We start from the raw sequence: 12,140 nt of genomic DNA, 5'->3' as shown, positions 1-12,140 counted from the left end.
GTGATTGTTACATTGGCGTACCTTCTCAGCTCAATTCGCTTTCCCGAATCAGTTTCTTGTTGATCTTGCCGACACTGGTTTTAGGGATCTCGGCGACGAACTTGAACTGCTTGGGGATCGCCCATTTGTTGATGCGGCCACGCTCGACAAATCCTTGAAGGTGCGTCTCCAGGATCTTGCGGTCGAGGTACTGCCCAGGCTCGCACACCACCAGGGCCATGGGCCGTTCACCCCATTGTTCATCGGCAATGCCCACCACCGCGACCGACATCACCGCCGCGTGTTCGCTGATCAGGCTCTCCAGCTCCAGGGAGCTGATCCACTCCCCGCCCGTCTTGATCACATCCTTGATGCGGTCCTTGATTTCCACCCCGCCCAAGGGGTCGATGGAGGCCATGTCACCGGTGTGCAGCCAGCCGTTGTGCCACAGCTCTGCACCCTTTTCGGGCTCCTTCAAATAGCCTTGGGTCAGCCAGGGCGCGCGCACCACGATCTCGCCCAGCGACTCGCCGTCATGGGCAACGTCATTGCCACTGGCATCGATGATTTTCAGGTCGACCATCGGCACCGGCGTGCCGGTCTTGATGCGGGTGGCCAGTTGCGCTTGCATGGATTGATCGAGGTCTGCGTCACGCAGGTAAGTCAGGCACAGCAACGGGCAGGTTTCCGACATGCCGTAGCCGCTGTGCACCTGAATGCCTTTGGCACTCGCTTCGCTGGCAATGCCCAAGGTCAGCGCGCTGCCGCCCAGGAGCATTTTCCAGCCCTCGAAAGACGTCTGCTTCGCTTCATCACAATTCAGGATCATTTGCAGAATCGTGGGCACGCAATGGGAAAAGGTGACCTTTTCTTCTCGATAAAGCCGGACCAGGCTATTGGGCTCGTAACGGCCGGGGTACACCTGCTTGATCCCCATCAGGGTCGCAACATAGGGCACGCCCCAGGCATGCACGTGAAACATCGGCGTGATCGGCATGTACACATCATCGGAGCGCAGCAGCGGCAGGCCTTGATAGACGCCCAATGTGCCCACGGCATTCAAGGTGTGCAAAACCAATTGGCGATGGGTGAAATACACGCCTTTCGGGGCGCCAGTGGTGCCCGTGGTGTAGAAAAGCGTCGCCACCGAGTTTTCATCGAAATCGGGAAAGTCGTACTGGTCTGCCGCACCGGACAGCAACTGCTCGTACTCCCCCAGTACAGGTAAAGACGTCTCGGTTGCGCTGTCGTCCGTGAGCTGCAGGTAGCCTTTGACGGTGTTCAGCTGTCCGTGAATCTGTTCGACCAGAGGCAGAAAATCGTCATGCACCAGCACCAGGTCGTCCTCGGCGTGGTTCATGGTGTAGAGCACCTGATCCGGCGAAAGACGGATGTTCACCGTGTGCAGCACCGCACCGATCATCGGTACGGCAAAGAAGCATTCCAGGTAGCGATGGCTGTCCCAGTCAAGCAGGGCCACCGTATCCCCGGCCTTGACGCCGGCCGCGGTCAAGGCGTTGGCCAGTCGGCGGATCCGCTGGTTGAGGGTCTGGTAGCTGTAGCGCAGTTTGTCGGCGTAGACGATCTCCCGACCCGGTTCGTAGCGCACGCCGGACAACAACAATTGCTTGATCAGCAAGGGGTAGGCATAGGCGCCGTCGGCGGGCGGAATTATTTTTGTCGCCATCATGGTGGAGGGTCCTTGTTCTTTCGATCAGAAGTGCGCTGCGTCCAGCTCGTAGAGGGATTCGCTACCGGCCTTGACCGAAGCGCTCAACGAGTGGATGCGCGGCAGCAGGCGGGCGAAGTAGAAACGTGCGGTGCCCAGCTTGCTGGCGTAGAAATCTTCCTCGGCCTGTTTGCCCATGGCCGCGTTGGCCATCCGTGCCCACATGTAGGCATAGGCCGTATAGCCGAATACCTGCAGGTACTCGACCGAGGCGGCGCCGATTTCGTTGGGATTGCCCTGGGCTCGATCCAGCAGCCACGCGGTCAGTTCGTCGAGGGTGTCCACAGCGGCATTCAACGGTTGGGTGAACTCGCCAAGTTCAGCACTGGCATTGGCGGTGAAGTGGCGGATTTCGGCGGCGAACAACCGGTAGAGCGCCCCGCCGCTGCCGACGATCTTGCGCCCGGCCAGGTCCAGGGACTGGATGCCGTTGGTGCCTTCGTAGATCTGGGTGATGCGCACATCGCGCACCAATTGCTCCTGGCCCCATTCGCGAATATAGCCATGGCCGCCGAAGATCATCTGGCCGTGCAGGGTGGTTTCCAGGCCCATGTCAGTCAGAAACGCCTTGGCAATCGGCGTCAGCAGCGACACCAGTTGCTGGGCGCGGGTGCGGGTTGGTGCATCATCGCTGTACTTGGCGGTATCCAGTTGCAGGGCCACGTAGCTGGAGAACGCCCGCCCACCCTCGTTCAAGGCTTTCATGGTCAGCAGCATCCGACGTACGTCCGGGTGCACGATGATCGGATCGGCGGCCTTGTCCGGGTGCTGCGCACCGGTCGGCGCACGACTTTGCAGACGGTCCCGGGCGTATTCGACGGCACTCTGGTAGGAACGCTCACCCAACGCCAGGCCCTGGATACCCACCCCCAGACGTTCGTAGTTCATCATGGTGAACATCGCCGCCAGCCCCTTGCCCGGCGCATCGACGATCCAGCCGGTGGCCTGGTCAAAGTTCATCACGCAGGTGGCGGAGGCCTTGATACCCATCTTGTGCTCGATGGAACCACAGGACAGCGCGTTGCGCTCACCCAGTGAGCCATCGGCATTGACCAGCACCTTGGGCACCAGAAACAGGGAAATGCCTTTGGGACCGGCGGGCGCATCCGGCAGCCGGGCCAGTACCAGGTGAATGATGTTCTCGGTCAGATCGTGTTCGCCACCGGTGATGAAGATCTTGCTGCCGCTGATCTTGAAACTGCCGTCGGCCTGGGGTTCGGCCTTGGTGCGAATCAGGCCCAGGTCAGTGCCGGCATGCGCCTCGGTCAGGCACATGGAACCGGTCCAGGTGCCGGCGTACATGTTCGGCAGGTAGCGCTCCTTGAGTTCCTCACTGGCGTGGGCATTGATCGACAGGCACGCACCGGCGGTCAGCATGGGGTACAGGCCGAACGACAGGCTGGCCGAGTTGACCATCTCCTCGACCTGGGCCGAAATGGCCTTGGGCATGCCCATGCCACCGAACTGCGGATCGCCGCCGACCCCCACCCAACCGCCTTCGGCGAATGCCTGGTACGCGGCGGCAAAACCGTCCGGAGCCTGGACCGCACCATTGCTCCAGGTGCAGCCCTGCTCGTCGCTGCTGCGGTTCAGCGGAGCGACGACAGCGGCGCTGATCTTGCCGGCCTCTTCAAGGATCGCGGCGGCCGTTTCTTCATCGATCACCTCGGCCAGGCCGGGCAATCCGGCCCAGAGCCGGGACACCTCGAAGACCTCGTTGAGTACGAAGCGCATGTCGCGCAAGGGAGCTTTGTAATCAGACATCGTTGGCTTACTCGGAAGTGGTCAGGACATGCGGCATGTCCTGACGTTGGGATGTACCGGTTTTACCGGTTTGCGCCACAGGGGCTTGTGCAACGGGGTGACGCAGCAGGAAGTACGACAGGGCTGGAATCAGGATCAACGCCCCCAGCATGTTCCACAGGAACATGAAGGTCAGCAGGATGCCCATGTCGGCCTGGAACTTGATCGGCGACCAGACCCAGCACACCACGCCAGCGGCCAGGGTAATGCCCACCAGCCCGACCACCCGGCCGGTGAACGCCACCGCCTTGCGGTAGGCCTCTGCCAGCGACAGGCCCTGGCGCTGGTAATGCAACTGCACGCTGAGCAAGTACAAGGCGTAGTCCACACCGATGCCGACGCCCAGGGCGATCACCGGCAGGGTCGCGACTTTCACGCCGATGCCCATGACCACCATCAACGCCTCGCAGAGGATCGAAGTCAGCACCAGCGGCAACAGGGCCACCAGCGTCGCGCGCCAGCTGCGGAAGGTGATCAGGCAGAACAGCGTCACCGCGGCATAGACGTAAAACAGCATGGTGCGGTTGGCCTCGCGCACCACGATGTTGGTCGCGGCCTCGATGCCGGCACTGCCGGCGGCCAGCAGGAACTGGCGATCCGGAGTGCTGTTGTCCTTGGCGAACTGTTCGGCAATGGCCACCACGGCGTCCAGGGTCTCGGCCTTGTGGTCCTTGAGGAAGGCGATCACCGGCATCAGCGAGCAGTCGTTGTTGAACAACTCCGGGGAGTTGACCGAGGCTTGCTGTGCGGCGTAGTTCAGCACGTCCTGGTTGCGCTGGATGCTGTTGAGCTTGGGGTTGCCCTCGTAGGTACCGGCGGTGATCTGCCGTACCGCGTTGACCAGCGACGACGTCGCCTGCACCCCAGGAGACTGCTGCAACTCCCAGGCCAGACGGTCGGCGAGGATCAGCGTCTGGTAGTTCAGGCAGCCTTCCGGCGCGGTCTTGATCATCACCGCGAACATATCGCTCGACAGCGCGTAGTGGCTGGTGATGTAGGCGTTGTCGCGGTTATAGCGCGAGTCGGCACGCAACTCCGGTGCGCCACTTTCCAGATCGCCGATCTTCAGTTGCAGGCTGACCATGAAGCCGCCGATGCCCATCAGCGCCGCGACCAATACTGCCCCGGTCGCCCACTTGCGGGTCGTGAAGCGATCGAGCATGTCCCACAGTTTGCCGAAGCCTTTATGCCCTTCGGCACGGGTGTCGATTTTCAGCGCGCGCTCGGCCGCCTTCGCGCCGACACCGATGTAGGACAGCGCCACCGGCATCAACAGCAGCGAGGTGAAAATCAGCACCGCCACACCGATACTGGCGGTGATGGCCAAGTCGCGGATCACCGGAATATCGATCAGCATCAACACCGCGAAGCCCACGGCGTCGGCCAGCAGCGCCGTGACGCCGGCAATGAACAGACGGCGGAAGGTGTAGCGTGCGGCGATCAGCTTGTGGGTGCCACGGGCGATGTCCTGCATGATGCCGTTCATCTTCTGCGCCGCGTGGGACACACCGATGGCGAAAATCAGGAACGGCACCAGGACCGAGTACGGATCAATGGCATAGCCCAGCCAGGCGACGATGCCCAGTTGCCAGACCACCGCGATCAGCGAGCAGCCGACTACCAGCAAGGTGCTGCGCACACAGCGAGTATAGAAATAAATGATGACCAGCGAGGTGACCACGGCCAGGCCGAAGAACATCATCACCTGGATCAAGCCATCGATCAGATCGCCCATCAGTTTGGCGAAACCGATCACCCGGACTTTGTACTGGCCCTTGCCCTCCTCCCCGGCCTTGCGTGCAGCGCTGTCGCCGGCGAATTCGATCTTGTCGCGCAACTGCTCTTCGAGCATCTGCGAAAAGGCGTGGTAGTCGATGCGCTGACCGCTGGCCGTGGCCTTGTCCAGCAGCGGTACGATCAGCATGCTCGATTGGTAGTCGCTGGCCACCAGGCTGCCAACGATACCGGCACGGGAAATGTTCTGGCGCAGCTGTTCTATTTCTTCCGGCTTGCCCTGGTAGGTATCCGGCATCACCGGGCCACCCTGGAAACCTTCCTCGGTGACTTCGGTCCAGCGCACCGCCGGGCTCCACAACGACTTCATCCAGGCGCGGTCGACGCCTTCGGTGAGGAACAACTGGTCATTGACCTGCTTGAGCACGTCCAGATAGCCAGGGTCGAAAATATCGCCCTGGGTGTTCTCGACCACCACCCGCACCGAGTTGCCCAGGCCGCGCAACGACTGACGGTTTTCCAGGAAGTTCTGGATGTACGGCTGACTCTGCGGAATCATTTTCTCGAAGCTGGGACGCAGCTCCAGGCGAGTCACCGCCATATAGCCCAGCACCACGGTGGCCAGCGCCATCAGCAGCATGAACAGCGGACGGTAGTTGAACACCAGCCGCTCCAACCGGTTGCCGGAGCACCGATCGAAGTCCCGCAGATCGCGGATGACCGGCATGGCGTCTTGTTTGATATTGCCCATGTCTGGGTTCTCGCTCTAAGGGTTCGAGGGCTTATTCAACGGACAGCGTCCGTGCACCACGGCTGCCAACCACCGCCAGCGCACCGTTGGCGGCGCGCGTAACGCCCGTCACCGGCACCGGCTCGACTTGCCGCGTCCAGTGCATTTGCGCACCGACTCCCTGGCTCGCCAGCCTCTGCCCGCCCTGGGTGAACAAGCGGTAATCACCCTGGGCATCGACGATGCCGGCGGTGATGCTGATCTGCAGGCCTGTGTCCAGCGGGGTCCAGCTGCGACCGCCATCGGTACTGCGCAGCACAGTGCCGCGCAAGCCGTAGACCAGCGCTTCCCCAGGCTTGCCGACCACGCCGAAAAAACTGCCCTGGTACGGTGTCTGCAGGGCGGCGAAGCGCTGCCCCGCGTCATCCCATTTGAGCAACAAGCCCTGTTCGCCGGCGATGTACAGCGCATCGCCGGTGGAGGCGATGGCATTGAGATGAAAGCCCTGCGGGTTGTCGGTGCGGTCCTGGAACGGCGTCCAGCTCTGGCCGCCGTCCTCGGTGCGCAGGATCAGGTTGAACACCCCGACCACATAGCCGAGGTGGTCGTTGGCGAACCAGACATCGAGCAGGGGTTTGTCGGCACCTTGTGCCACCAGGCGCTCACCTTCAGCGACCAGCAAAGGCCATTGCTCGTTGCCAGGCTCTGCACTGGCCAACGCCTGGTAATGCTTGACCAGCAAGGCACCGATCTCGCGGCCGTCCAGTTGTTTGCGCCAGGTCGCACCCGCGTCGTTGCTGTGCAAGATCACGCCGTCACCGCCCACCGCCCAGCCCTGGGTGGCGGACGGAAAACTCACGGCATTGAGATCTGAACTGACCGGCACCGCTGCCTGCTGCCAGTGCTTGCCAACGTCATCGGAATACAGAATGTGACCACGCTGCCCGACTGCGACCAGACGGTCGCCGGCGTGGGCCATGCCGGATAACGGGCTGTTGACGGCCAGGGCGCTGACCTTGGCGGGCAGATCCAGCACATCGACATAACCGGACGCCTGGCTGAGGCCCTGCCACATTGCAAGCAGAGCGCCGAGCGCCAGCTGCAGGTAATTTTTATACGAACACATACCGCGTCCTCTTCGGAAAACCGCGCAGGGACACACATCCGTGTGCCTGACGTTCAAACCTGGCGCCCGCAACGATCGGCAGGCGCCGACCGTCGTGCGATCCCCTGCCTGGCAGGCAGCGGACCGAACGGACGCTTTGTCAGGGGTTGTTGCTTAACGAATCCCGCTACCGGCCAGGGATTCCGCCGACCATTGCGTCTTGGAAAGCGGATCGATGTACTTGATGCCGCCGTAAGGCCCGACCACGCCGTTGATGTTGTAGGACCCCACCACCATGTCGTAGATCATGAAGGGCGTGGAATCGGGGATCTGCTTGTCGTAGCTCTGGCTGAGGAAGGCGAAGGAGCCACGGTACAGCTTGCCGCTCGAGTCATACTGGTCGGAGGCCAGAGCGGTCCAGCTGTCTTCATCGAGGAAGAAGCGGCGCTTCTGATAGATGTGGCGGGCGCCGGCCTTGAGGGTGCCCTCCACCACCCAGACGCGGTGTTTTTCCCAACGCACGTAATCGGGCGCCAGGTGATTGGCCGTGGTCAGCGCCTTGGGGTCCTGGGCGTAGGTCAGCTTGTAGGTGTTGTACGGCACAATCATTTCCTGCTTGCCCACCAACTTCCAGTCGTAGCGATCCAGCGCACCGTTGAACACGAACACATCGTCGTAGGTGCCCGCGCCGGCGGTGCCCGGGTTAGGCGTGTCGTAGGCCAGGTTCGGGGCCAGCTTGACCCGACGCTGACCCGGCAGGTACTGCCAGGCACGGCGTGGTTGCTGCAGCGGGTTGGCGGCGTCCTTGAGCATCACCGCTTCACCGGCCCGGCGCGCAGGGCCGGTGTAGGACAGCTTCATCTGGTAGTACACGTCGGCGCTGCTGATCGGCTGCGCCAGGTTCTCGTAGATCGGATAGGAAATGAACGCCTGCCCGGTGGTCGCCAGGCTCGGCACGCCGGCGGAGTCGACGTTCCAGGAGTCGTACTTGGAGTTGATGCTGACCCCCTGATAACGCAACAGGAAGTTCCACATCGCTTCGTTGCCCGACTGTGGAATCGGAAACGGCACGCCGGGCAGTACGTTATCGATGGCCAACCCGCCCTCAAGGGACTTGGCGCCAGTGGCATTTTTCAGGCCATTATCCAGCACGGCTTTTGGCAACGAGACGGTGCGGTGGGTCGGATACACATTGATGTGGAAAGTTGGATAGCGCTTGGCCAGTTCCACGGTGGTCGCCGTGAGCGCGCCCTTGTACTGATCGACGTTCTTGCCGTCGATCACCAGCAGCGGTTTTTCATCGGCAAAAGGATCGGGGCGCATGCTGTCACCGGTTTTGAAACCGGCCGGCGGCGTGGTCAGGCCACCGGCATAAGCGGGAATCGAACCATCGGCATTCCCGGCTTTTTCAGCCCCGACCAGGGTCAGGCTGGTGCCGAGCCTGGCGGCTTCCTGAGTCGATACAGCGGCCTGCGCCTGGGCGGCGATGACCATCGCCAGCGAGGTGGCCAACACGGTTTGAACAAACTTCATCTTATTATTCTCCTGCTTACTTTGAGTAAGCCAGTGGTGAATCAAAAAGTGGTTTTCATCGTCAGGTAAACGGCGCCACGGTCCTCGGTCGTGGCCCCACCACCGGAGAAGGCTGAGTAGCCACCGGCGTAACAGGCGTAGTTTTCATTGCCGCTAAAGGCATTGGGTGTGGAGCCGTCGCCGCTGCCGGCACTGGCCGCGCCGGTGCTCAGTCCGCTGGCGTCGCACTTGTCGGTCTTGCCGAAGGCGTCCACGTACTTGAGGTCGATGAAGTATTTGTTGTACACAACGGCGCCCACGCCCACGGCATAGTTACCGGTGTCTTTGGCACCGCCACCGGACACCGGTGACACGCCGTCGAGGCCGACGTTGATGGACATCGGTGCGCTGAGATCGACCCCCGGGAATACCTGGTACCAGGTCGGTGTGAAGTTGACCGCGATCCCCCAATTGTCCCGGGTCGCTGCGTCGATGCCGCGGTAGGTGTCCTTGCCCTTGTAGAGCGCTTCGTTCTTGCTATCGAGCTTGAGCAGGTTGCTGTAGTACAGCTCGGCAAGCAGGCTGGCCGAATCGAACACCGGGGTTTTCGGGAAGGTCATCAGGCCGTTGAGCGTCCAGTGCAAGGTGTCGCCGGTGGCGGCCATGCTGTCGCCCTTGTGCGGGGTGTCATAAACCACACCGGTGGCGGCCGTACGGGCCGGCAGCAGGCCAAGCCCCTGGCCCAGACCGAGCGGGCTGTTGGTGCTGACAATCGCCGGAATACTGGCCAGCGGCATGTTGTGACGAACGTTCAGGTCCGAACCGACGCTCACCCCGCCAACGTCCTTGGACAGGCTCAGGCCAACGATCTTGATGTTGTCGGCATAGGCCATTTGATAGGTGGCGGTGCTCAACGAGTTGAGCGTATTGACCACCGCAGGCACTTGCCCTGCCGGCGGGGTGCCGTTGGGGTTGGCCGAACTCAGGCCCCTGGCGTCCAGCCAGGCTTGCGGCAGGATTTCCGAGGTCTCGCGGTAGTAAACGCCGAGGGTGCCATCCAGCCAGGCCGGCGACCACTTGGCCATGATGCCCCAGTCGCCGCGCTTGTCCGGCGTCAGGTCGTGGCCGCGACGCACATTGGTCAGCCCGTTGCAGGGCGCCAGGCCACACCCCAGCGGGCTGCCCGGCACCACGCCATTGGTGTTGCCCAGCAGGAACGATTGCGCACCGAAACCGACCAGATCGGAACCGCCATAGTAAGTGCCGGCTTCCGGCAGGCGAGCGGCATCCCAATCGAGGAAATACTGAGCGCCCACGGTCAGCTCGGGATTGAGGGTGAACGACATCGACAACTGGTTGCGCGGAACGAACAGTTCCTTGGCTTCGGTACCGGGCGAGGCGGCCAGCTTGGCCAGGTCCAGGCCGGACTGGCCGTAGCTGATCGAGTGCACCGGGTTGAGCAGCGTCTCGCCCCAGAACACGTTGTGCTGGCCGGCCTTGACGTTCAGCAGCGATTCCTCGCCCACTTCGGTGCTGTAGAACACGAAGGCATCGAGGATTTCGCCGGAGGGACCGGTGTAGTAACGCCGGGCATAGTTGCTCAGGTGCGGGCTGCCAAAGCCGACGTTGTCATTGGTGACGCCGGCCAGGCGCGGGTCATTGGCGACCAGGCCAGAGGTCGAACCGTTGCCGTTGACGAACGGATTGGAATTGGAACCGGTGTTCTCGTAGGCCTTGTCGTACCAGCTGGCGGCGCTGACACGAAAGCCCATGTGGTTCTGGTAGACCACATCCATCTCGGTCAACAGGTCGACACGGTTGGCGATGTTGGTCCCGGCCTTGCGGAAGTTGTAGTCGCCGTCGTTGTTGTTCGGCGTTCCCAGCATGCGTGTGTCGGCGCTTTCGGTGCGTACGCCGTAGTTGTACTTCACGGTGTTATCCAGACGCACGGCCCAGTCCGGGCTCCCTGTGTCGAGCTCGACCGCCTGCGCGACCGGCACGACAGCGACCAGAATGGCCGAGGCCAACAGGGTGTAACGCGAGGGTGCAAACCCGTGGCGCTTATTGTTGTACATTGCGTGTCTCCGCCTTTTTTTATTTGTTTTCAGCGCAGCTGCCCTCTCGATGACTCGACTGGCGTTATGCGCCAGGGGCTTTTTGTAGGACCGACATTAAAGAGCGCCAGCCCGAGGCGCTTTTCATTGGGCGTCAGGCACTTTTCTTTTCATGACAAATTTCCAGGCGTCAGTGCGCAGCGACCATTGGTCGAAATCCCCCCAGGTTCGCTGCGGCTCACTGTAATCACTGGGTGAGCGTCGATTGCTGCAGGACAAGGGTGGTGATTGCGGACAGAATCGGGCGAGCGCCCGGGGCAACGTCACAACTGTTCAATTGCCGATGTGCTGGATATAGTCGCCACGCTAATTCGAATCGCAACCAGCCCAGGAAAGACCTTCGCATGCACAAGCTTGTTCGCGCCGCCGTCTTGACCAACTACCTGGAGGTCACCCAGTACCTGGGGTTCAACCCGCGCGATGTACTCGCCGGCGTCGGCTTGAGCAAAGCCAAGCTGCTGGCGCCTGAACACCGCATCCCCATCGATGCCGCCGTGCGCCTGCTGGAGGATTCGGCCGCCGCCAGCGGCTGCCAGAGCTTCGGCCTGAGCATGGCCGAGTCGCGCCAGCTCTCGCACTTCGGCGTGGTCAGCCTGCTGCTCAGCCACCAGCGAACGCTGCGTGATGCGTTGCAAGTGTTGGTGCATTACCGTCATCTGATGAACGACTCGCTGGCCCTGTTCATTGAAGAGGCCGGCAAGATGGTGATCATTCGCGAAGAGGTGGTCGCTGATTCGTCCATGTCCTGCCGACAAGCCAATGAACTGGCGATCGGGGTGATGTTCCGCCTGTTCGCCGCCCTGCTCGGCACACACTGGCAGCCCTACAGTGTCAACTTCACGCACCAGCCTCCCGACAACCTGCAACTGCATCGCCGTCTGTTCGGCTGCAAACTGGAGTTCGGCAGCGAGTTCAACGGCATCGTCTGTCCCAACACCAGCCTCGACATGACCAACCCCCATGCCGACCCGGCCATGGCGCGTTACGCCCAGAGTTACCTCGACTCGCTGCTGGGTCACGAAGGCCCTTCGATGCTGTTCGAGGTGCGCAAGGCCATCTACCTGTTGTTGCCGATGGGACGCGCCACCATCGAGCAGATCGCCCAGACCCAGGGCATGAACGTTCGAACGCTGCAGCGCCGCCTCAAGGACGACGGTTGCGCCTTCAATGACTTGATCAATGACGTGCGCCGTGACCTGGTGTTGCGCTACCTGGACAACCCGAATTACTCGTTGGGCCGGATCGCGGACATGCTCGGCTACTCCATGGCGAGCTCCTTCACACGCTGGTTCATCGCCCAGTTCGGTATGCCGCCGGCGGCCTGGCGCAGCGCGCAAAAACAACCCAAGGCACCCGGCGAGCCGAGCCCCCTGCCCGCCCCCACAGAACCCTCGGACGACTGAAAGAGGCTGCAAAAAAAAAACGGCGACTGCT

At 61.9% G+C, this 12,140-nt stretch carries 7 protein-coding genes; 1 reads left to right on the top strand and 6 read right to left on the bottom strand.

All coding sequences use genetic code 11. From position 1 onward, the window contains the following. Positions 1–25 precede the first annotated feature (25 nt). The 6 genes from F8N80_RS20735 to F8N80_RS20710 all read right to left on the bottom strand — a co-directional run bounded on the left by F8N80_RS20735 (position 26) and on the right by F8N80_RS20710 (position 10,667). On the bottom strand, positions 26–1,669 hold the full coding sequence (locus tag F8N80_RS20735; protein WP_150744686.1) for a fatty acid--CoA ligase: 1,644 nt from the start codon (positions 1,667–1,669) through the stop codon (positions 26–28). A 24-nt stretch (positions 1,670–1,693) separates the two neighbouring features. Next, positions 1,694–3,472: an acyl-CoA dehydrogenase C-terminal domain-containing protein gene (locus F8N80_RS20730; protein WP_150744687.1), complete on the bottom strand. Its 1,779-nt coding sequence runs from the start codon at positions 3,470–3,472 to the stop codon at positions 1,694–1,696. A 7-nt stretch (positions 3,473–3,479) separates the two neighbouring features. After that, positions 3,480–5,996, bottom strand: coding sequence for an efflux RND transporter permease subunit (locus tag F8N80_RS20725; protein ID WP_150784589.1), 2,517 nt, complete (start codon positions 5,994–5,996; stop codon positions 3,480–3,482). 31 nt (positions 5,997–6,027) lie between these two features. Then, a complete protein-coding gene (locus F8N80_RS20720) occupies positions 6,028–7,101 on the bottom strand; it encodes a WD40/YVTN/BNR-like repeat-containing protein (RefSeq protein ID WP_150744689.1) in 1,074 nt (357 codons plus the stop codon). A 153-nt stretch (positions 7,102–7,254) separates the two neighbouring features. Continuing rightward, on the bottom strand, positions 7,255–8,613 hold the full coding sequence (locus F8N80_RS20715) for a DUF1329 domain-containing protein (RefSeq protein ID WP_150744690.1): 1,359 nt from the start codon (positions 8,611–8,613) through the stop codon (positions 7,255–7,257). A gap of 41 nt (positions 8,614–8,654) precedes the next feature. Then, the gene (locus tag F8N80_RS20710; RefSeq protein WP_150744691.1) at positions 8,655–10,667 is read right to left on the bottom strand and encodes a DUF1302 domain-containing protein; all 2,013 of its coding nucleotides are present in this window, start codon (positions 10,665–10,667) and stop codon (positions 8,655–8,657) included. A 383-nt stretch (positions 10,668–11,050) separates the two neighbouring features. On the opposite strand from F8N80_RS20710, the gene F8N80_RS20705 reads away from it, so the two are divergent. Further along, entirely contained in the window at positions 11,051–12,109 is a 1,059-nt protein-coding gene (locus tag F8N80_RS20705; RefSeq protein WP_150744692.1) for an AraC family transcriptional regulator, read from the top strand. Positions 12,110–12,140: the final 31 nt, after the last annotated feature.

Source organism: Pseudomonas fluorescens, from assembly GCF_902497995.1.
In the GTDB taxonomy this organism is placed as follows: Bacteria; Pseudomonadota; Gammaproteobacteria; order Pseudomonadales; family Pseudomonadaceae; genus Aquipseudomonas; species Aquipseudomonas fluorescens_BK.
This window is presented reverse-complemented; position numbering and strand designations above follow the sequence as displayed.

Bases quoted from the DNA above. Each gene is read 5' to 3' on its own strand.
- F8N80_RS20735 (WP_150744686.1), bottom strand. From the start codon at position 1,669: ATGATGGCGACAAAAATAATTCCGCCCGCCGACGGCGCCTATGCCTAC.
- F8N80_RS20730 (WP_150744687.1), bottom strand. From the start codon at position 3,472: ATGTCTGATTACAAAGCTCCCTTGCGCGACATGCGCTTCGTACTCAAC.
- F8N80_RS20725 (WP_150784589.1), bottom strand. From the start codon at position 5,996: ATGGGCAATATCAAACAAGACGCCATGCCGGTCATCCGCGATCTGCGG.
- F8N80_RS20720 (WP_150744689.1), bottom strand. From the start codon at position 7,101: ATGTGTTCGTATAAAAATTACCTGCAGCTGGCGCTCGGCGCTCTGCTT.
- F8N80_RS20715 (WP_150744690.1), bottom strand. From the start codon at position 8,613: ATGAAGTTTGTTCAAACCGTGTTGGCCACCTCGCTGGCGATGGTCATC.
- F8N80_RS20710 (WP_150744691.1), bottom strand. From the start codon at position 10,667: ATGTACAACAATAAGCGCCACGGGTTTGCACCCTCGCGTTACACCCTG.
- F8N80_RS20705 (WP_150744692.1), top strand. From the start codon at position 11,051: ATGCACAAGCTTGTTCGCGCCGCCGTCTTGACCAACTACCTGGAGGTC.